This window comes from Roseimaritima sediminicola, assembly GCF_009618275.1.
Lineage (GTDB): Bacteria > Planctomycetota > Planctomycetia > Pirellulales > Pirellulaceae > Roseimaritima > Roseimaritima sediminicola.
The window spans coordinates 199,896-220,434 of record NZ_WIAD01000003.1 but is presented as its reverse complement, the minus strand read 5'-3'; the positions used below and the strand labels follow the sequence as shown (position 1 = coordinate 220,434).

The window sequence follows — 20,539 nt, the reverse complement described above, 5'->3', positions numbered from 1 at the left end:
GGTCTCTCCGTACAGCAATAAACTGCAGGGAAACGTCCCCCGCCTACTTCGTTAGTCCGGGCCAAAGCTTTGTTTTCGGAATCTGATCTCGAATTACCTGTAAGTATCTAGCCGCATGATCTCCGGCGGGCAGCGTTTGCCAACTCGCATCGCCAACAACCATTTCCCCATGCACACTGCTAGTTCGAGAAAAAAGGTCTCGCTACACTAGTCCGCACGGGGGTCATACCCATGAACATGTTTCATCGAGTTTTAGGGGCGCCAGTGAATGGCGGTAGGTTGATGAGCAACCACAAGCGTGCTTTGGAAGTGCTGACGATTGCGTTAGATGAATACGAACCGTTTGAACCCTCTGTTTTAACGGCAGAACAAAGAGCAGCCATCAGGGACATCATTTTGGGCGACCACAAGACGTTTCGTTACCTGCTGATAACGGGACTGCTCGGGAAGGTCGTCGATCCCTCTGTCCATCCACGCTCGATCCAAGCGAAAGCCGATTTGGAAGGTGCTTATGACGCCCGCTCACTTTGCCACAATGTTTGGGTCCCCTTCGAGCGTGAGCATCTCGACTGTCGGCTAGGCGGTTCCAACGAACCATACTTAAACAAGCCAGCACGTTTTGAAGCCGTCGACAAGAACAACGCAGTGCGAGCAGGGAAGGATCGCAAGCTATTACATACTCTTTACGACTTGCTCGAATCGTTGAACGACGCCTCTGGCGAAACAGTTAAAGAGGCGTTCACATACGCATTCCAATTGACGATGTCGAGACAAGGTCGTACGATTACCGACCTTCCATTGAAATCAATCTCACTATCGTCGTCGTTGCTTGAGGCGTTTTTCGACGACTATCTATCCCAGTCATTTGGGGGTGAGATTCCGGTTAGTGTCGCGGGAGCGATACTCGGCATGCGCTACAATGGAAAAGGGGAAAGCGTACGCATTCATCCAGCGAACCAAGCTGGGTCTAGCTCGAACGAAGTGGGAGATATCGATGTCTACTCCGGCGACATTGTGATACTTCCCGTCGAGGTCAAAGACAAACCGTACCTTCAGTCAGACGTTAATCATGCGGTAGAAAAAGCGAAGTACGCGAAGTGCGGACGACTGCTTTTTGTGACGGGTAGGCAAGCGACTACCAGCCTCTCGTCGACTAGCGTCGTGGCAGAGAACTCGAACGACGGCTTCGACCTTGCATTTATTTCGATCGACGAACTTGTTAGAGCTGAATGTGCGTTGATGAACGAAACCGACCGTCGGCAGTTGCTTGAGTTGGTAAATCGAGCGCTAACAACGATGCGGAGTAAAGACGAAGCGAAACGTTACTTCGCCTCGACGCTCAAACGACACGGAATTATGAAGTGAAAAGTGAATTCCCTTCCCGCTTCGCTTTGATTGCTTCAATATCGTAGTTGGTCCACAGCACTTCAGTTCGCGTTCCTTTAGTCGCGTGATTTGTTTTCGGCGGACTAGTGTGCTTGAACCATTTGGACGGTGGGTATAGCTCTTCGAGCAGTTCGCACTCGTAATTTGAGAAAGCGACCATGCCTTGAGCGGCATTCAATGCATCCGCCAGTTCGACGTGTTGCTCATCCGTCATTTCGCAGCTGTATGCCTTTGAATCTCCACGCGTGGAATGAACGTAGGGCGGATCACAGTAGAATAGCGTGGTCGGGGAATCGTAAAGCTTGACAACGTCAACTGCCGGACGATTTTCGATTTGCACACGAAGTAATCGCTCCGCAATATCCGGTAGCGCCTGCACACCGCCAAGCCAGCGACTCACCACACCGCTCATTCCAGCTCGACTTGTGTTCTTGCAATTTGCCCAACGCCCGATAGTTGCAGTTTGGGCGAGGCCTGTACGCACTTGCCGAGCGCGGATGTAGAAACGCCTTGCTCGTTCGGTCGCCGATGCGTCTGGATCCAGTTCGCATGCGATACCAAATTCCTCACGCGAGAACGGGGTCAAACCAATTAGCCGCGCCAGCTCTTCTCCATCATCGCGAAGTACGCGAAAGAAGTTCGCGACCTCACCATCGAGATCGTTGTAGGTCTCAACTGGCGAAGGCTCTCGGTTTATAAGGATTGCTGCAGACCCAGCGAACGGTTCGCAGTAGTGATGACATTCTGGCAGCAAAGGAAGTAGCCAATCCAGATGTGAAAACTTCCCTCCATACCAACCAAAGAGGATCAACTTCTTCTTTTTCGTAAGCTTGGAGACCGCGGGAGGCTTTCCATTTCGTTTTGCGCGTGTCGTTGCCACGTATTAGTCCTTCAAAAGATTTTTTGATCGATAACTCGCCAGCAATACCAACTAGCTATGCTCGCATACGGTCGCCATTTGTTCGCGACCGTTTCATAGACGTCCAAACTCGCTTCAGAATCAATTTCGTAAATCCGTCGCATCGCCGATCGCACCCCTGCATCTCCCGATGGGAATACGTCCAGTCTTCCAAGGGAGAAGATCAAAAACATATCTGCGGTCCAAGGGCCGATTCCTTTGATAGTTACCAGAGCATCGACTACGGCATCGTTTTCGAGTTTTTCAATCTCGGAAAAACAAAGCCGCCCATCCAAGACCGCAGTTGTCAGGGATCGAACGAAGCCAATCTTCTGGTTTGAAACGCCCGCAAGACGAAGATCCTCGTCTCTGACCGAATCAAGGTCACTAGCAGCGCGAGAACCGTTCGGAAGTAGATCGATGACTCGATTGCGGATCGTTCTTGCGGCCGCCGCCGAAAGCTGCTGCGACAAAATCGATTTCACAAGCATCCAATAGTGATCACGCTCGATCCGCAGCTTGCATGGACCAACACGCGCGATAACACCCGCCAATTTAGGGTCGCAAGACTGCAAATGGGAAACAGCCGCCTTTTTCGTCTTCCTAGCCGATGTCGCCACCCACAGAATCCTCCGTAAACCCTTTCCTGCAAACGTTTTTGGAAATCGTACCAGAGACCGAGAGAATCTGGCAACCCGCCCGTACGAGGACCTACGCTAAACTAACGACCGTTCCGCGTTTCCAGGCAAAACCGGCCCGAGTCACACGCGTACCCCGTTTGTCCCAGAGGGACGGCACGAATTCCGGGGCCAGACTTCCCGTCGCCCTTCCAGGGCTTTTGTTCGTGGTGTTTACGTTTCCCCGGGCTCGCGCTTTGGGGCTACCACAATCAATCGCTCCGCGATTTAGGAACTTTCGTTCCCATACATAGCATCCGTTAGAATCAGACAAGCTCAACTCCGCTGCCATGTTAGAGACGATGCCGCGGATTTTTTACGCGCGACGGCCGGACGTTCCTCGGCTTCGTTCGGCCGGCGTCTCGGCCGCTTTCGATTCGGGGTGCAACTTTCGCCAGTGTTTAAACGCCGGGCCGACACGGTTCATGGGGATCCAGCGGCCGCGGGTTTTGCTCTCGCTCTGCAGCAGCGTTTCCGGGGCGATTTCCCCGCGGTCGATGCGAAGCAACAAGTCCGGCTCGTTCAGTGGCCCGACCGCACGCGACTTGCCCAGCCACCCCTTTTTCAAAAAGAACCAGTCGGTTGACATCGCTTGTCCCTTCGCAGAACGCTGTACGAATCATCTCGTTTAGTTCCATTGTAGCGCAGTGGCCCCCCAAAGGGAACGAAACTTTTTCAAATAGCACTAATCCGTTTCGGGAATGCGAAATCCGGGCGGGGCCGCGTCAGCGCCGGGGGGCTAGGCTAGCCCAGCGAGAGCAGGCGGCGAGCGTTGGCCGTAGTGACATGGGCCAGGTGGTCCGCGCTGACGCCCCGGGTCTCGGCCAAGCATTCGAGCGTATGGGCGACGCGGGCCGGTTCGTTGGGCCGGCGGCCGCGGAGCGGTTCGGGGCTGAGGTAGGGAGAATCGGTTTCGATCAACAGGCGATCCTCGGGCACCTGACGCGCCACCTCGCGAAGGTCCGCCGATTTCTTGAACGTGACCATGCCGGCAAAGCTGATGTGCAGGCCGAAGTCCAGCAACTGTTTGGCTTGCGGCCAATCGCCCGTATAGGAATGCATGACGCCGCACAACGTTCGCTGCCGGGCCAGAGGCTGCAGCACCTCGATGATCTGCGGACAGCTTTCCCGCATGTGAACGATAAACGGCAAGCCGTGGCGGTGAGCCAAGTCGACGTGGCGGAGAAAGTAATCGACCTGCAGCTCCATCGGACTGTCTTTCCAGTAATCGTCCAGCCCGGTTTCGCCCACAGCCCGCACGCCGGGCGATCCGATCAGCTGTTCGATCTGTTTCCAATCGTCCTCTTCCGCTTCACCCACATAATTCGGTTGGATGCCCACCGCGGCATAGACGTAATCCGGGTACTCGGCGGCCAGCTGGCAACATCGCTGGCTCGATACAGCCGTGGTGCCCACGGCGACGATGCCTACCACGCCCGCCAGCTTGGCTCGCGAAATAACGTCGGCTCGAGAATCGTCGAACTGGGTGTCGTCCAAGTGCGCGTGGGTATCGAACAGCATCGGCGAGGCTTATCCAGAGTAGAAGAAGCGAGTCAGGTGGTAGAAGACCGGCGCGGCAAAACAGATATCGTCGATTTGATCCAGCAGTCCGGCGTGTCCCTGTACCAGCGTGCCCGTATCGTTGACGCCTCGGTCGCGTTTGATCGCGCTCATGGTCATCTTGCCCGCAAACGACAGGCAGGCCACGACCATGCCCATGGCTCCCGATTCCCAGACCGTAAACGGCGTGGCCCAGAACAGGGCCGCGGCGATCATACCCGTGCTGAGCACCGAACCGACGACGCCTTCCCAGGTCCGTCCGGCATTGATGTCGCGGGCCACCGGATGGTTGCCGATCAGGCGGGTCCAGGCTCGCTGCAGCACGGCGGAAAGCTGGGCGATCAACAGAAAGAAAAACAGCAACGTGACATTGCTGCCATTCCAGGGCCGGCCATCGGCATGTTGCAACGAAAGGTCCAACAGCGCCGGTGCATAGCTCAGCGAGTAGACGCAGATCAGCAGTCCGGCCTGGATCTTGGCACTGCGTTCGAGAAACCGCTTGAAGTCGCCACCGAGCGCGATCCGGGCCGGAATGAACAGGCTGCCGTAGACCGGAATCATGATGCTGTACAGCCCATAAAAATCGATGGGCCGGCCGCCTGTCAGCCAGGACGGCGACAGATGATTCAGGATGATCAATACGTACTGCAGGGGCGTAAAGAAAAAGAACACCCAAAAGAGCGCGCGATGATCCCCGCGTCGGGTCGGCGTCATGGTGATGAATTCACGCAACGCCCAAAACGAAACCAAACCGAACAACACGATCGTCCCGATCCGGTGCAGCAGAAAGCCGCAGATCAGGATCGCGCACATGATCCACCAAATCCGCAGGCGACTGGTAAAGCGTCGGACCACCGCCGATTCGATCGAGACGTTCTCGCGGCGGGTCAGCAGGAATGCCACCAGCGAAGCGATGCTCAGTGCGGCCAGGACGACGGCAAGCAACACGAAGGTTCGCTTCGTCACCCAGTCGCTCATCGCGGCGTCCTGGACCGGGTCGATGGCTAGCATCGTGTGGGAAAGCAGATTGGGGAGCACGGAGCGTAGCAGTCGGCCTTTCGGGGCAACTGATCTCGTTCGAGGAACGGTGGCTAGCGGCGGAGAACGGGGCGGATTATAGCAATTCCCCCTGCCCTTCGTAGGGCTGGCTAGGCTCTCGAATCCCTGCCACAATTAAAAGGGCAGCTTCGATTCATTCCAGTTCCCTTCTAGGTGCGGAGGCGATAGGCATTGTTCTGGACGGTTTTTGCCGCGAGCTCCCCACGACCCCGCGACGGCGACGCCCGCCGAGGTTGTTCGTCGCCGGGCGCCCCTGCCGCTTGGCTCGGCGGTTTCTCCACGGCGTGGCCACGCCTGCTGCGATTGCCCGTTTCGCTGCGGTTGCCCGATTCGCTGGGGGTGCCCGTTTCGCTGCGGTTGCCCGTTTCGCTGGGGTTGCTGGGCGTTCTACTTTTATTGACCGTGCCGGCCGTAGCCGACGAACCCGTCTCGCCGTACCGCTTCGACCTGCCCCGCAGCGACGGTGGCTCGTTGCACTTGACCGCTCCCGAACAGACGTCGTTGCAGGTGGTTTGCTTTCTCGGTACCGAATGTCCCCTGGCGCGGTTGTACGGGCCTCGGTTGCAACAGTTGGCCGAGCGTTACGCCGATCGGGTAGCCTTCGTCGGCATTGTTCCCAACCAACAGGATTCGCTGGAGGAGATCCGCCGGTACCGCCAGCGGCATAACATCGAATTTCCTATCGCCAAGGATCCCGATCAAAGCGTCACGCGTTTCTTGGGTGCCACCCGAACGCCCGAAGTCTTTGTCCTGGATTCGGCAGGACGCGTGGGTTACCAGGGCCGGATCGACGACCAATACCAACCGGGGATCTCCCGTGCCGAGCCGACGTCGCACGATCTGGACGCGGCCCTAACGCGACTGCTCTCTGGCGAGAGGCCCGAGGTTGCGCATCGACCCGCCGTGGGATGCCGGATCGCACCGCGACGCACGCCGGATCCCACCAGCGATGTTACGTTTGCCGATCAGGTCAGCCGAGTGTTGCTGCGAAACTGTGTGGAATGTCATCGCGAGGGCGAGATCGGTCCGTTCGCGTTGACCGACTACGACGAGGTCGTCGGCTGGGCGGATATGATCTTGGAGGTGGTCGACAACGGTCGCATGCCGCCTTGGCATGCCGGTGCGAAGGGCGTCCCCTTTGAAAATGCGCGGACCATGTCGGCGGAAGATCGCGCGGTGCTGCATCGCTGGGTGGAAGCTGGCACACCCTTTGGCGACGCCAGCCAGTTGCCGTCGTTGCCGGAGAAAGCATCGTCGCCGGACAGGCCATCGTCGCCGGACAGGCTTGCCCACTGGCGATTGCCCACGCCGCCCGAGCGAGTCTACGACATCAGCAGAAAGCCGTTCGTGGTGCCCGCCGAGGGCACGGTCGAGTATCAGTACTTTGTGGTCGATCCCGGCTTTGAACAGGATCGGTGGTTGTCGTCGGCGGAAGTGATTCCGGGCAACCGCGCGGTCGTGCATCACTGTATCGTCTTTGTCCGGCCTCCCGACGGGACGGACATGCGGGAGATCGGTTTTCTGGCGGCCTACGTTCCCGGCCAGGAGCCGACGATTCTACCCGAGGGCTATGCCCGGCGCGTCCGCGCGGGTTCCCAGTTCATCGTGCAAATGCACTACACCCCCAACGGTAGCGAGCAGGAAGACCTGACCAGCTTTGGCGTGAACTTCGTTGCCGAAGAAGATGTCACCCATGAAGTGTTGGTCGTCGGTGGCATCGAGCAGGAATTCGAGATCCCGCCACGCGTCTCCGATCACGTGGTCGAAGGCACCGTCGCATGGTACCCGCGCGACGGTTTTCTGCTGGGCATCGCGCCGCACATGCACGTTCGCGGCAAATCCTTTCGGCTCTCGGCCCAGCGGGGCGATTCTCAGCAGTTGTTGCTGGACGTTCCGCAGTACGATTTCAATTGGCAACACAACTACGTCCTGAGCGAACCGCTGCCCCTGGCCGATGTCGATCGCCTGGCCTTCCGCAGCGTGTTTGATAACTCGGCGGACAATCCCAACAATCCGGATCCTGACGAGTACGTGACTTGGGGCGACCAGACCTGGGAAGAGATGTCGGTGGTCTTTCTGCAGGTGGCTCGCCCGCGCCAGCAGCTCCAGACCCCTGGCGAAGAGGCGGGCGTATCGCCCTCGCAGCCCGCAGCTCGCTCGCCGGACCGATCGCGTCCAGGCGTCGCTTCCCAACGACGCCGCGCCGAGGCCTTTGCGGAAGATTTTTTGGTGCGGTTCGATACCGACCGTGACGGCCGCGTTTCCGAGGACGAAGTGCCCACCGCGTTTCGGGTTTACCAGTTCCGTCACACCGATAAGAACCGCGACGGCTCTTTGCAACGAGACGAATTAATGCGCGCCGCGCTGCGGTAAGGCGACCACAGGGTTTGCCGGTGCCGCAGGACCCGCATGGCCGGACCGCCCGCGACGGGTGATTCGCCGTCATTCAGCTTGCCTTCGCCCGGCGAACGGCCATGATAGAACAGCCGCCGAGTTCGGCTGGACGAAAGGCCATGATGGTCTTTCCGGACCTTGCAGGATGCCCCACTGTCGTAATGGGAGAAAGGTGCATTCATGCCTGATGCTTTGGCGAAACCCCGATTGGGTTGGATTGGCGGGCTTGGCCGCGTTGCTTTCGCCGCGTTTCCAGCGGCCGCGTTGGCATTGGCTGGCCTTGCGTTGGCTGGCCTTGCGTTGGCTGGGGGAGCGGGGGCTTCGGCTTGTTATGCCCAGCAGCCCCCCGCCCTGGCGGACGAACGTAGCGCCGTGGCGGACGAACGTAGCGCCAGCCTGGCAAACTCCGCCGGTTTGGCCGAGGCGGACGATTTGGCGGCATCCGACGGTTTGGCGGAGTTCGAATCGCAGATCCAGCAAGCGATCGACCAGGTTTCTGCGGCGACGGTCGGCTTTGGCGGTGGCAGCGGAGTGGTGGTCAGTTCCGAGGGACTGCTGTTGTCGGTAGCGCACGTCGCCAAGCGTCCCGGTCGCCGGCTGCGTGTTACCTTCCCCGATGGCCGCCGCACCACAGCTCGAGTGCTGGGCGTGTGTGATGATCTGGACATTGCTCTGGCGCAGATCGTCGAACCGGGGCCCTGGCCGGCGGTCGAAATCCGCCGCGTCGAAACGCCCGCGGAACAATCGTGGCTGCTGAAACTGGGCTATCCCGTATCCTTCCAGCACGGTCAACCGCCGGCGGTCCGCGTGGGCTGTCTGCTGCGCAACCGCCCCGACGCCTTCATCAGCGATTGTCCGATCATGGGCGGGGATTCCGGCGGACCGGTCTTCGACTTGGCCGGCAATCTGGTGGGCATCTCCAGCCGCTGTCAGGACGAGGTCGATTTCAATCTGCACATCCCGCTGGCCACCTATTTCCGTCACTGGGATGCCCTCTGTTCGGCTCGCGAGCTGCACCGCGGCAGCGACGGTGCGCTGCGTCCCAAACGTCCGGACTGGGAAGTCGGGTTTGGCAACAATCTGGCCGGCCAACCGCAGCCGTTTCCTGGAGAGTTGCCGGAGAGTTCGCCCCTCGGATCGCCTGCCCGGTCCTACGCGGCGCGGCGACCGGCCGTGGCGGATTTGAATCCGAGTCGGGACTCCGCCACGCCAGTCGGCGGTCGACAAGCCGATCGGTACGTGAACCGTTTGGCCGCGGCGAGGCAGGCCGCGCGGCAAGCGACCGTGGAACTGCGGCAAGGTCCGCGGACCATCGCCGCCGGCACGCTGCTGAGCGACGCGGAGGTCTCCGAACACCTGTCCTATGTGGCGACCAAAGCCAGCCTGTTGGGTTCGGCGGCCCCGCAACAAGCGTGGCAGGTCCAGTTGCCCGGCGAGCCGCAGCCGCGGCCGGCCAGTTGGCTGGACAGCGACGAGGACAGCGACCTGGCGGTACTGGCGATCGAACTCGCCCCTCGGTCGCCCGCCGTTTCCGGAACAGAGCCGGACACCGATACCGCCAGCGAGCTGAGCTCGGCGCCGGGATCGCCCGTCGTGACGATCAGCGCCGCGGGCCAACCCGTGGTTGGCTTCGTCAGTTCGACGCCGCGCTCCTTTGCGATGCGTCAGCCACCCCTGCTGAGCGGCCGCGCCATGCTGGGTGTCTCGGTAACGCCGCATGCCAATGGCGTGCGAGTGACCGATGTCGTCGAGCGGTCGGGGGCGGAGCGAGCCGGTTTGCAGGTCGGGGACCTAGTGCAATCGGTCGACGGTCGCTCGATCCGTTCGGCCGATGAACTGGTGTCGGTCATCGCCAAGAAGCGGGTCGGCGATCGTTTGCCGCTGGAGGTCTTGCGGAAGGACGAAACGCGTCAACTGGAAGCGGTGCTGGGGGCGTTTCGCCGGGACCGCCGCCACCGTCACAGTTTCGACAATTGGGGCGGCGGGCCGTTCAGCGACCGACGTTTCGAGATCCCGCATGTGTTGCCCCACGACACGCCATTGGCACCGGACGACTGCGGCAGCCCGCTGGTCGACCGGCACGGCCGGGTGATCGGCGTCAACATCGCCCGGGCTTTGCGCACGACGTCCTATGCCCTGCCGATTGAGGATGTCTGGCAGGCGATTTCTCGGTGGCAACAACTGTGATGGCTTGTAGCATCAATCCGCCCCGACGCTTACAATTCGCCGCATGTTTGATTTAGTACTGGGAACCCACAACGCAAAGAAACTGATCGAGCTGCGGGAGTTGTTGCCGGCGGACAAGGTCCGGCTGACTTCGCTGGCAGAGATCGAGGGCGCGTTGGCGGTGGAAGAGACGGGCACGACGTTCTTGGAAAACGCGAGGCTGAAAGCGGTCGAGCAGGCGCGGCATCTGGGACGCTGGGTGTTGGCCGAAGACAGCGGGCTGTCGGTCGACGCGCTCGAGGGCGCACCGGGCGTGTATTCGGCTCGCTTCTCCGGACCCGACGCCACCGACGAGCGGAACAATGCGTTGCTGCTGGAAAAATTGGCCGACGTGCCGGCGGCGCGGCGCGGCGCGCATTACACCTGTCAGATCTGTCTTTCGGACCCCGGCGGTACGGTGCGGCTGGAGGCTCGCGGCGAGTGCCACGGTGTGATCGGCAGCGAGGAGATCGGCGACAACGGTTTCGGCTACGACCCCTTATTTATTGTGCCCGAATTGCATCGCTCGTTCGGTCAATTGGGCCCGATGGTCAAACAGGCGATCAGCCACCGGGCGCGGGCGCTGCGTCAATTCTTGCCTGCCTTCGTGGCTCTGGTCCAACAAGGGGAACGCGTTGTCTGAAGCGTTTGAGTACGAGGATGAACCGCTGGATGTGATCGCCGTGGGGGCGCATCCCGACGATGCCGAAATCGCGTGCGGCGGGACGTTGGCCAAGTTGGCCGCGCAGGGCTATCGCGTCGGCATCGTCGATTTGACCGATGGCGAACCCACGCCCAATTCCTCCGGACCCGACCAACGGTTGCGCGAAGCCGGCGATGCGGCCGATGCGCTGGGGATCCACAAACGCATTAATCTATGCTTGCCCAATCGCCGTCTGTTCGATGGGCTGGAGGCTCGCGTGGCGCTGGCTCGCGAGTTTCGTCGCTTTCGTCCCTCCTTGGTGTTGGGGTTCGGTGAAAAAACGCCCATGGCTTCGCCGGATCACTGGCAAGCGATGCAGATCACCGACGCGGCGATCTTTTACAGCCGCTTGACCAAGTGGGACGACTACTTCGAAAACCTGCCGGTGCATTCGATCAGCCGACACCTGTACTTTCGCTTTGCCCACGAACCGGACGTGCTGCCCGGGCATGCTTCGCATATCACGGTCGATATCAGCGACACTCTGGAACAGAAGATCGAAGCGATCGCCTGTTACGAATCACAGTTCGCCCACCGGCCGCTGACCGAAGAACGGGTTCGTGCGGCCGCCCTGATCTCCGGCCAGGCCGCGGGAGTGCGCGCCGGCGAGGTCTTCGTCGCGCCGCGTCCGATCATCGTCGATGACCTGATGAATACGGTGTTGCTGCGTTGACTGGCAAGCTCCGCGAGCCGGCACCCGGGGACGTCGGTAGTTCGGCGGCGGCGACCGAGCTGGCGGATCGTCCGCTGACCACACTGTCGCTGGCCTGTTTGGTGGCGGCCAACATGATCGGCGTGGGCGTGTTCACGACCAGCGGCTTTGCGCTGGCCAGTTTGCCGGGGCCGACGGCGGTGATGGCCGTGTGGGCCGGCGCCGGGGCGATCGCCCTGATCGGCGCCATCTGTTACGGAGGACTCGCGCGGCAGGTTACCGAGTCCGGGGGCGAGTACCTATTCCTCGCCCGCGGCGTGCATCCGTTGGTCGGATTCATGGCGGGATGGATCTCACTGGTCGCTGGTTTCAGCGGTGCGATCGGCCTATCCGCCGTAGGCTTTGCCAAACATCTCGAGGGCAGTCTGCCGGTCGGGGACAGCACCGTGGCGGTCGCCCTGATCATCTGCTTCACCGCAATCAATCTGATCGGGCTGCGTCCGGCGGCGAGCGTGCAGAACGTGTTGGTGCTGGGCAAACTGGTGCTGTTGGTGCTGTTTGTGCTCTACGCTCTGCCCGCGATGTTTCGTACCGGCGGAGGCGTCGAATCGGCGCCCCCCCAGCCGCTGGGCGAACCGTGGACGACCGCGCGGCTCTGGGGGGCGGTGGCCAGCAACCTGATGTGGGTCTCGTTCAGCTTCGCCGGCTACAACGCCGCGATCTACATCGCCGGAGCGGCACGCAATTGTCGGGCCAGCGTCCCGCGCGCGATGTTGTTGGGCACGCTGGTGGTCACCGCGCTGTATCTGTTGCTCAATGCCGTGTTTGTATTTGGTGCACCGGCCGAAGCCATTGCCGGAGAGCCGAAGGTGGCCATCGAAGCCAGCCGCTATGTGGCTCCGGCGTGGATGGTGGAAGGGCTGCGGATGGTGATTCTGGTGTCGCTGGCCACGAGTGTCTTGGCGATGATCCAGACCGGTCCGCATGTGTATGCCCAGATGGCCCGCGACGGTCACTTGCCCCGATGGCTGGACAGTGCCGGAGCAACGCCGCGCCGCGGGGTGGTCCTGCAAGCGGGGATCGCGTGTGCGTTGGTCCTGAACACCGGCTTTCTGGAGTTGCTGGAGTATTTGGCGTTTTTGTTATCGATCAGCAGTGCAGCGACGATCGGCTGTTTGCTTCTGCCTCGTTTCCGCGGCCGGGCGGGCAATCGGCCGGTGCCGCTTTGGCCGTGGTTGCCGCTGGTCTTTGTCGCCGTCACAGCGATGATCGCCGTCCAGACGCTGCTGTACCGTTGGCAAGCCGACCCCGGCGGTCTGCTGCGCGTGCTGCTGGTCCTGCCCGTAGGCCTGGCCGTGTACTGGTGGATGAGCCGCCGCCGCACCGAGCCAATTTCGTAGCTGACAAAGTGTCAGAGTTTGGAAAGGTCGAGTGGCGAGTGGCGAGTGGCGAGTAGGGAGTGGCGAGTAGGGAGTGGCGAGTGTCCAGTGGTGAGTGGCGAGTGGCGAAATCTGCTCGTGCTCGATTTGCGATCTGAGATTTGAGATTTGCTGACTCTGGCGGATTTCATGTAGGGGAACGAATGTTCCTAAATCGCGGAGCGATTGTCTGTGGTAGCCCCAAAGCGCGAGCTCGGGGAAACGTAAACATCACGAACAAAAGCCCTGGAAGGGCGACAGGAAGTCTGGCCCCGGAATTCGTGTCGTCCCTCTGGGACTGGCGCGCGGGTGTGGGGGCGGCACCCCAGGCTCGCGCCTGGGGCTACCGCATGTCGCCACTGCCGTGGCTGCGGCGCCGCGAGCGTCAGCGAGTGAAGCAGTGGTGGGAGAGGGGAGAAAACGATTCGATGTAGGGGAACGAATGTTCCTAAATCGCGGAGCGATTGTCTGTGGTAGCCCCAAAACGCGAGCCCGGGGAACACTTTCTACTCTCGCGACTCCGCAGCGTCCTGCTCGGCTTGTTCGAGTACCTCTACGCAGGCAGCGAAGCCGCGATCCTTCGCAAAGTCGGCTGCCGTTTCACCATCGTCATCCTTCAGCGTCGGATCGGCGCCGGCTTCGAGCAGCGCCTCGATCACTTCGGCTTGCCCTTCGGAGGCGGCGATCATCAACGCCGTCCAAGCTTCGTGGTTGTCGCGAACGTCCACTTCGGCTCCCTCGGCCAACAACAGACGTACCGCTTCCAGATTCGGACCGCTGGCCGTGACCATCAGCGGCGTCCGGTTCAGCTGGCTGCGGTGGTTCACTTCGGCGCCGGCGTCGAGCAAGCGACGCATCACGCGGAGGTGCCCATTAAAACCGGCCATCATCAGCGGCGTCTGACCGCCGGAATCCGCAACATCGGGATCCATGCCTTGCTTGAGGGCTCGTTCGACGGTCACGAGTTCGCCCGTTCCGGCGGCGCGAAAGAACGCTTCTTCGGAAACCTCGGGGCCGATCACGGACCGCTTGGGTTGGGACCTTGATTCCGCGGGCGACGCGTCAGGGCGGCTGTCGGGAACCGATTCCGGCCCCGCATCGGCAACCCCATCACCGGACTGCAGGTTCCACCACAGGACGCCTCCGCCCACGAGGATCGCCGCCGCAGCAGTCATCAAGACGGTCAGCATGGACGAAGAAGATTGCGGCGAAGACATCAAGGCTCCCGACAGGTTGCAGAAAAAGAACGGCTCAGGTTATCGACCCATCGCCTGAGTGCTGATCAACGGCCCCGCCGGCAGGCGGTGCAAGCTGTGGAAAGCCACCGCGTCGTTCTTGCCGGCCGACTTGCCGCCGACGCATGTTTCGGCTTCGAACGCGGCGTGGCCCCGCACCCCATTGTGAAACATCGCACCCCATCATGAAACAGTGCGAAGGTCGTTGCGACCGCAGTACCCCCAGTAGGACTCGAACCTACAACCTGCGCATTAGAAGTGCGCTGCTCTATCCAGTTGAGCTATGAGGGCGGGGCCCGCGAGGTGCCGCGGCCGTAAGAAATATAAACCAGCCGGCCAGAAATTTCGACAGTGGTTTCGCGAACACCCGTTCGCCTGGAGGTAGCGTTCCCCCGGGCTCGCGCCCAATGCCATCTACTTTCACCATCGCTTGCGATTGAAGCGTTAGCGGAGCGGCGCAAGCCGCCCGGTGTGTGAAGATTCGCACCGCAAAACCGGACGGCTCGCGCCGTTCCGCTGCAAAGGAAGTGGCATTGGGCTCGCCCCCGGGGCTACCACAATCAATCGCTCTGCGATTCCTGATCGGCGCGGTTCGGCTTTGCCGTCCAGCCAAATTAATATCGCTCGGCGTTGGCCTCGTCTTGCCGGGCGCGAGCTTGATCGGCTTCCGGCGAGGCGTCCTCGGGATCGATCAAGCCGCGACGGACCGGATCGCTGTAGGACTCCTCCATCGGCCGGACGATCAAGGCCCAGCGGTGCAGCATCCCGAACCGCTCGTTGCGCGTGCCGCTGATCACCAACTGCCACACGCCCTCGACGCTCTGGCCGTTGAAGTGCGTCAGGCTGGGCTGGCGTTTCTGCAGCGCCTCGGGTTGAAACTTGCCGCGAAACGGCGGCCGAGCTTTGGTGATGGGCGTGTCGGCTTGGTCGTCGAATACCGTCTGATCGAAGTGGTCGTCGTGACCGCCCACGGCGGTAAACAATTCGACCCGCTGCCCATCGGGACCGACCAGGAAGGCATCCAGCATGCTCAGACTGGTGTGGGTGATCGACAGTTGGACGTCCAGGTCGGCGACGCGGAAGGTTTCATCGACCACGATCTCGGAGATGACGGTTTGTTTGGGCGGCAACACCTCGGCCGTCTCGTTGGTGAAGGTGCCGCCGGCCACGGCGCTGGAGAGGACGACTTCGGAGACGGTCAGGAGGCCATCACCGTTTTGATCCAAGGCGGCGAATTCCTGGACCTTTTCCTCGGTCCAGACTTCGGCGAACTCCGACATCGCCACCTGTTTGTCGCGGTTGACGTCCAGTTCAAAGAACCAAGCCGGCAAGCCTTCGGTTTCGCTGATCGCGGCGTCCTGCATTTCCGCAAGGTAGGCGTGCAGTTCCTCGCGGGATAATTCGCCGTCGCGATTGGTGTCGACGCGGCCCATCGGCACGCCCAGCCGCATCGCTTCGGCCGCTTCGAGCCGTCCGTTGCGATTGGTATCAAAGCGGCTCAGCACGGTGCTGGTCAGGTAGTAGCGTGGATCGCGACCTCGCCAGCGTCGCGAGCGGTCGTCGTCGTCGCTTCGGCTCGGGCGAACCTCGCTGCCCACCCGCCGTCGTTTCTGCATCAGTTCGTCGGCCGAATCGTCCAGGATCCGGCGGCGGGCGTAGCGCTGGGCCAGCTCCAGGCGGCTCAAGCGACCATCGCGGTCATAATCTTCGGCGAACGGATCGCGATGGGTCCAGCGACCGCGGAGGACTTCCTCGTGGTCCAGGTAACCGTTGCGGTTGCGGTCCAGCCGCCGCAGCGTCCGGTCGGCTTCGTCCAGGTCGTCCTGGATGTAGGGATACTTGACTTCGGGCAGCCCGAATTCCGGGACCAAGGGACGGTCCGGATCCGGCTCGAACGACTTCACACTACTCTGCGAGGTCGGTCGTACGCGGCGTCCCGCCACACCATTATTAATGGCATGGTAGGCCCGTGCGGCCTCCTGCCATTTTTCGATCGAATGCGAACGATCCAACGACAGATTGCGGGCTTCGCCGACGCGTTCCAGCCAGGGACGCGCCAAGCTGGTGATTTCGTGGGTGTCGATTTCGCCGTTGCGATTGCGGTCCAGCCGCTCCAGTGAATCCCGCAGACCGGCCTGTCCCAGTCCGGTGGAAACCGGCAGCAGCCCCCAAACCAACAGACAACCCCAGCCGACCCATAACAGCCGACCGGCTTCTTGACGTGACAACATGTTTGGCGTCCTAACGGCTGCGAGTATTGCGTTGTGACGACCGCCCGCGGCCGCGATCGTCCGGCGTCTCGCCGAGCAACACCTGCTGCACGGCTTCGAAGGCGGAACTGTTCATGGCCGAAATCACTTCGACCGCTTGCTCGCCCTGGGCATCGATCCGCTGGACCAAGGCTTCGACTTCTTGGAACAGCTGGTCCGGGGCCGTGATGATCAAACTGTTGCTCGACGAGTGGACGGCGACACTGATCTGGGGCTCGGCCGTGCCGGAGGCTTTGCCCAGCAGTTTCAGGCCGTCGGCCGCGCTGCCGCCTTTGCTCTTGCCGAGGGCGGCGGCCAAAGCGGCGGCTTGCTGGGCCGCTCGGGGGTCGCCGCTCTTGCTCAACTGGCTCAGCGCGTCCTCGCCGGCGATGCGTCCCGGATAGGCTTCGCGGATCGCCTCGGCAACTTCCTCGGCCCGCGTATTGAGCAGCTCGATCACATGCGTCGATCCGTAGGTCTCGATACTGGTGATGCTGCTGTCCTTGTCGATGATCTTCAGGTAGTTCTCGATCAGATCGATATCCGCGGCGGTGCCCTGGGCGATCAGGCGGTTCAGCCGTGAATCGGCGACGACCGTGATCGCACCGGACAGCATCGTCGTGGTGCCTTCGTCGTCGGTAACCATGGAGCCCAGAAAACTACCGCCGCCCAGCATCCCGTTGACCAGCTGTCCGGACTGGCTGACCTGAGCCGCATCGGCTCCGTCGAGCAATTCGCCCAGCATCCGCAGGGCGGCGTCCGCCTTGGTGTGCTTCAGATAAAACACGACCGGCGGCGAGGGCAGCGAGTCGACCGGTCCGGCCAACGTCCGCAGGTGTTGTTCAAAGCGATCGAGGGCCGCCGGATCGTCCGACTGCAAGACCAACCCCCGCGGCGTCATCTGGCAGCGGATCGGCGGCGCCTGGTCGCTGGCCTCGGGCGTCAGCAACTGTGGCGCGTAATCGTCCGAGGCGGGATCCGGACGGCGAGCGGTGTGCGAGGCGTGGTTGCCGGAATCGGATGGGGCGTCGGAGGCGGATTCTTCGGCTTGACCGTTGACGACCCGCTCGCGGACTTCCACCGATGGTTCCGCTGTCGAGGGATACAGCACGACCGGATGGGCGCCGCGCCAGAAGGTCGCCGCCGTGCGGAGCAGCGCCAGCGTCTGTTCGCCTTGCATCGGCAGGATCCGCATCTCATCGCCCGTGTCGCCGGGGCCGTTGCGTTCCAGACCGTCGATGATGTTTTTGATCTGTTCGATCTGCTGCGGTTTGGCTCGGACGAACAACCGCATATTGCCCGGGTCGGCGTCGATCTTGGGAATGTCCGTGGCGTCCTTGGGAGGATCGTCGAGAGGACCGGGCAGATCCAGCATCTGTTCCAGCAGACTGATCGCAAAGTAGGGATCGATGGTCTTCAGGGGGATCACCTCGAAGGCCGCGTCGGAGGCCTGCAGCTGGGTTACGGTCTGGTCGATCTCGCGGTGTACGCTGGGCGTCGCCAAGGCCACGATCGTTCCGGCCGCTTCGTCTTTGGACAACCGCACCTCTTTGTCGGCCAGCAGGGTTTGCAGCACGTCGTAGACGGTGTCCAGGTTGCCGCCGGGCACGGCATGCGACTCGAGCACGTGAGCCTGTCCGCCCGCGGCGACGCCACCCTGCGGTTGATCGATCGCCGCGACCAGGTTCTCGATCAATTCCACCTTGTCTTCGATGCCCGTCACATAGATGTGCTTGCCCTGCGGATCGGCCGAAAGACTGACGTCGATACCGATCATCTCACCGGTCGCCAACCCCAGGTGCGGACGAGCCACCAACAGCACCTGTTCGGCATCGACATGCTGAAGCGCGAAACTTTTGACGACCGTGTCGCCGTCCATCTCTTCGGGATTGAAGGCATCCAAGACCGAGCGAACGCTGCGCAGTTTGGAAACCGTGTCGGTGATCAGCAGTTGATTGGTCTGGGTCAACACCGAGGGGGTGGTCATCAGGTTCAGTGCGGCCAGTTCGCTGACCGCCGCATCCGCATCGATGTCGCCCAGCGGAAACAGGCACTTGACCACATGGTGCGGTTCCATCTCGGTCAGAGCGTCGACCGGAACCAGCTTGGCCAACACCTCCAACTGCTGCAGACTCCGTTGGTCCGACAGGTCGATGACCGACAACAAGCGGCCGCTGCGGACCAGCGTGAAGTTCTCGGCCAGCAGAAACAAATTAATTCGATCGATCGCTTCGGCGTAGGTGAACGCTTGCGGATCGGTGTAGCTGAAGCTGCCCGGCGGTAATCCGCTGACGTGTAGCGCCAAACCGGCCTCGTCGGCGATCCAGTTGATCACTTCGCGCCAGGGCGTGCTGGTAAAGCCGAAACGGACCGTGCCGTCGGCCGCAGCTTCGCCGGTCGCGGACTCGCCTTCGGGCTCCGGGGCCCGGTCCGTCTGCGGAACCTGGTCAGCCGCAGGAGCCTGGTCGGTCGCGGGGGCCTGGTCGGGCTCGCCGGGGGCGGCCGAGGATTCGGCCGGTGCCGCAGCGGTATTCTCCGCCGCGGCGGCAGCGGAATCCTGAGCGGCGTTCGCAGCGGCCGGGACAAGGATCGATACGGCCAACAGAAAACCGAGCGCACGAGGACGCACGGGCAACACGGACTTACAGAGCAGCAAAGAGGTGATCACAGCTGATCCACGGGACGGCGGGAGGGGGCAGGTGGGATAGCGGAGGGGGGCGGCCGCGGCGCGAGGCGGGAAGGGAAAAACCGCGAGCCCCAGAACGACTCCGATGGGGGGACCTTACAGCATATTAAATTATGCCGGTAAGTCAATGATTCCACGCTCCACCGCGGCGTGAACACATGGTCGTTTCGCGCCGGCCGGGGTTTTCTTCCGGGGGCGAGGTCCCTGGCTCAAAAGAGAATCGATGTACGTGAACGGACATCGATTCCAAGAGAGTCGACGAGGTCCAAAGTCTGGCGACTTCAGCTACGGCCGCGCTCGCTAGCGGCCGGTCGATTTGTTCGATAACGCATTGCTTGTGTGAGCCGTGTGGGCGATAGCCCCGGGGGTGCGGTGACGAAACCGAGGCTAACGCTTAAACGGCTCGATAAATCGGCCGTCCGCTAGCGGCGTGTGGCGGTACGGGTGGGGCCGTCGATCGCTTTTTCGGTCAACCGAGCGCGGTATTCCATCATGCTGTCCGCGCCGTGGAATCCGACGACGGTCTCGTCCCAGTCCAGTTGTTTGCTGAGCGTGCGGCCGGCGTCGACATCGAAGCGCACCGTACCGTTGCTCAATTGTTGGACCACCTGCGATTTGATTTTGGGCGTTTCGATCGGGGTCAGCGGTTCGCTGCGAACCGAGATCGTGGCCACGCCGGCGGACAATTTTTCCAGCGTGTACAGTTCGCGGATTTTGATCATTTGGACGACCCCGTCCTCGGTGCGAACGCGAATTTGGCGGGGCACCGACCACTGGCCACCCAGTTTGACGGGGCCTTCAGGCAGCGGGACCGTAATCCCCCCCATGCCCAGGTCGGTCTTGGTTCCTTTGTCGTTCAGGCGTTCGCGTTCCTGACCCTGGTCGTTGATGCGGATGGTCGAAATCGTCTTGCCCAATTGCTCGGCGATCCCGCGAAACGCCCGCGGGGCTTCTTCGCCGCTGTCACTGCTCCAGAGGATCTCGTCGGCGTCGCCGTTCTTCTGGCTCATCTCTACCGATTCGATAAAGTGTTCGAAGGTCATCTCGCCTTCGTCGTTGACATCGGTGACGCGCCAGACCTTGGTGCTGACGGTCCGCACACTGGACGTGGTGTCGGCGTTGTCCAGGCGGGTCTTGGTGTTGGCCAGATGTTCGACGCGGAACCGCAGCTCCTCACCGGCTTGCAGTTTGTAGCGCATCAGGCACTGCGTGGCGTCTTCGGCCAACAGGGCCGACAGCGGCGAGAAGAAGAACAGTCCGACGAGAACGGCGGTACGCACGGCCAACGAAGAATGAAAACGCGCAGGTCGAGTAGCGAAAACGCAGGACATCGGTGCCTCCTTGCACTGCAATGGATCAGGGTCAAACCGGCATAGCATCGAAGAAACCGCCTCCGGGATCAATAGCGATCCTCTGC

The 20,539-nt window shown here is 61.6% G+C and carries 16 protein-coding genes and 1 tRNA gene; 6 read left to right on the top strand and 11 right to left on the bottom strand.

Annotated elements, in window-relative coordinates; translation table 11 throughout:
• Positions 1 to 282: 282 nt before the first annotated feature.
• Positions 283 to 1,365, top strand: a complete 1,083-nt coding sequence (locus GE027_RS03600; protein ID WP_162006557.1) for a restriction endonuclease, SacI family — start codon at positions 283 to 285, stop codon at positions 1,363 to 1,365.
• On the opposite strand, the gene GE027_RS03595 is transcribed toward GE027_RS03600, so the two are convergent.
• The 5 genes from GE027_RS03595 to GE027_RS03575 all read right to left on the bottom strand — a co-directional run bounded on the left by GE027_RS03595 (position 1,355) and on the right by GE027_RS03575 (position 5,532).
• Positions 1,355 to 2,266 (bottom strand): DNA adenine methylase, encoded by a 912-nt coding sequence (locus GE027_RS03595; protein WP_153555795.1) that lies wholly within the window; start codon positions 2,264 to 2,266, stop codon positions 1,355 to 1,357. The two genes, GE027_RS03600 and GE027_RS03595, sit on opposite strands and share 11 nt — an antisense overlap.
• 11 nt (positions 2,267 to 2,277) lie before the next feature.
• Complete coding sequence (locus tag GE027_RS03590) at positions 2,278 to 2,904, bottom strand: DNA-3-methyladenine glycosylase family protein (RefSeq protein WP_153555794.1); 627 nt, start codon at positions 2,902 to 2,904, stop codon at positions 2,278 to 2,280.
• A 373-nt stretch (positions 2,905 to 3,277) separates the two neighbouring features.
• Positions 3,278 to 3,550: a DUF4339 domain-containing protein gene (locus GE027_RS03585; protein ID WP_153555793.1), complete on the bottom strand. Its 273-nt coding sequence runs from the start codon at positions 3,548 to 3,550 to the stop codon at positions 3,278 to 3,280.
• A gap of 155 nt (positions 3,551 to 3,705) precedes the next feature.
• Positions 3,706 to 4,482, bottom strand: a complete 777-nt coding sequence (locus GE027_RS03580) for a TatD family hydrolase (RefSeq protein ID WP_153555792.1) — start codon at positions 4,480 to 4,482, stop codon at positions 3,706 to 3,708.
• A 9-nt stretch (positions 4,483 to 4,491) separates the two neighbouring features.
• Entirely contained in the window at positions 4,492 to 5,532 is a 1,041-nt protein-coding gene (locus GE027_RS03575; protein WP_237607235.1) for a phosphatidate cytidylyltransferase, read from the bottom strand.
• A 219-nt stretch (positions 5,533 to 5,751) separates the two neighbouring features.
• On the opposite strand from GE027_RS03575, the gene GE027_RS03570 reads away from it, so the two are divergent.
• The 5 genes from GE027_RS03570 to GE027_RS03550 all read left to right on the top strand — a co-directional run bounded on the left by GE027_RS03570 (position 5,752) and on the right by GE027_RS03550 (position 12,934).
• A complete protein-coding gene (locus GE027_RS03570) occupies positions 5,752 to 7,953 on the top strand; it encodes a redoxin domain-containing protein (protein ID WP_153555791.1) in 2,202 nt (733 codons plus the stop codon).
• 393 nt (positions 7,954 to 8,346) lie between these two features.
• Complete coding sequence (locus GE027_RS03565) at positions 8,347 to 10,161, top strand: trypsin-like peptidase domain-containing protein (RefSeq protein ID WP_162006556.1); 1,815 nt, start codon at positions 8,347 to 8,349, stop codon at positions 10,159 to 10,161.
• Positions 10,162 to 10,204: 43 nt separating this feature from the next.
• Positions 10,205 to 10,822 (top strand): RdgB/HAM1 family non-canonical purine NTP pyrophosphatase, encoded by a 618-nt coding sequence (gene rdgB / locus GE027_RS03560; RefSeq protein ID WP_153555789.1) that lies wholly within the window; start codon positions 10,205 to 10,207, stop codon positions 10,820 to 10,822.
• Complete coding sequence (locus tag GE027_RS03555) at positions 10,815 to 11,555, top strand: PIG-L family deacetylase (protein WP_153555788.1); 741 nt, start codon at positions 10,815 to 10,817, stop codon at positions 11,553 to 11,555. The genes rdgB and GE027_RS03555 overlap by 8 nt, the downstream gene beginning before the upstream one ends.
• Positions 11,552 to 12,934, top strand: coding sequence for an APC family permease (locus tag GE027_RS03550; protein WP_153555787.1), 1,383 nt, complete (start codon positions 11,552 to 11,554; stop codon positions 12,932 to 12,934). Before GE027_RS03555 ends, GE027_RS03550 begins: the two co-directional genes overlap by 4 nt.
• Positions 12,935 to 13,458: 524 nt before the next feature.
• Here GE027_RS03550 and GE027_RS03545 read toward each other — a convergent pair.
• From GE027_RS03545 to GE027_RS03520, 6 genes are all read right to left on the bottom strand, one after another.
• Positions 13,459 to 14,169, bottom strand: coding sequence for an ankyrin repeat domain-containing protein (locus GE027_RS03545; RefSeq protein WP_153555786.1), 711 nt, complete (start codon positions 14,167 to 14,169; stop codon positions 13,459 to 13,461).
• A gap of 39 nt (positions 14,170 to 14,208) precedes the next feature.
• Positions 14,209 to 14,361 carry a hypothetical protein gene (locus tag GE027_RS03540; RefSeq protein ID WP_153555785.1) on the bottom strand — a complete coding sequence of 51 codons (153 nt, stop codon included), beginning with the start codon at positions 14,359 to 14,361 and terminating at the stop codon, positions 14,209 to 14,211.
• A 43-nt stretch (positions 14,362 to 14,404) separates the two neighbouring features.
• Positions 14,405 to 14,478, bottom strand: a tRNA-Arg gene (locus tag GE027_RS03535).
• 323 nt (positions 14,479 to 14,801) lie between these two features.
• Positions 14,802 to 16,418: a proprotein convertase P-domain-containing protein gene (locus GE027_RS03530; protein ID WP_153555784.1), complete on the bottom strand. Its 1,617-nt coding sequence runs from the start codon at positions 16,416 to 16,418 to the stop codon at positions 14,802 to 14,804.
• 10 nt (positions 16,419 to 16,428) lie between these two features.
• Positions 16,429 to 19,065 (bottom strand): secretin N-terminal domain-containing protein, encoded by a 2,637-nt coding sequence (locus tag GE027_RS03525; protein ID WP_237607234.1) that lies wholly within the window; start codon positions 19,063 to 19,065, stop codon positions 16,429 to 16,431.
• 479 nt (positions 19,066 to 19,544) lie between these two features.
• Positions 19,545 to 20,402 (bottom strand): hypothetical protein, encoded by an 858-nt coding sequence (locus GE027_RS03520; RefSeq protein WP_153555783.1) that lies wholly within the window; start codon positions 20,400 to 20,402, stop codon positions 19,545 to 19,547.
• Positions 20,403 to 20,539 lie beyond the last annotated feature (137 nt).

Bases quoted from the DNA above. Each gene is read 5' to 3' on its own strand.
- GE027_RS03600 (WP_162006557.1), top strand. From the start codon at position 283: ATGAGCAACCACAAGCGTGCTTTGGAAGTGCTGACGATTGCGTTAGAT.
- GE027_RS03585 (WP_153555793.1), bottom strand. From the start codon at position 3,550: ATGTCAACCGACTGGTTCTTTTTGAAAAAGGGGTGGCTGGGCAAGTCG.
- GE027_RS03580 (WP_153555792.1), bottom strand. From the start codon at position 4,482: ATGCTGTTCGATACCCACGCGCACTTGGACGACACCCAGTTCGACGAT.
- GE027_RS03575 (WP_237607235.1), bottom strand. From the start codon at position 5,532: ATGCTAGCCATCGACCCGGTCCAGGACGCCGCGATGAGCGACTGGGTG.
- rdgB (WP_153555789.1), top strand. From the start codon at position 10,205: ATGTTTGATTTAGTACTGGGAACCCACAACGCAAAGAAACTGATCGAG.
- GE027_RS03545 (WP_153555786.1), bottom strand. From the start codon at position 14,169: ATGTCTTCGCCGCAATCTTCTTCGTCCATGCTGACCGTCTTGATGACT.
- GE027_RS03540 (WP_153555785.1), bottom strand. From the start codon at position 14,361: ATGTTTCACAATGGGGTGCGGGGCCACGCCGCGTTCGAAGCCGAAACA.
- GE027_RS03530 (WP_153555784.1), bottom strand. From the start codon at position 16,418: ATGTTGTCACGTCAAGAAGCCGGTCGGCTGTTATGGGTCGGCTGGGGT.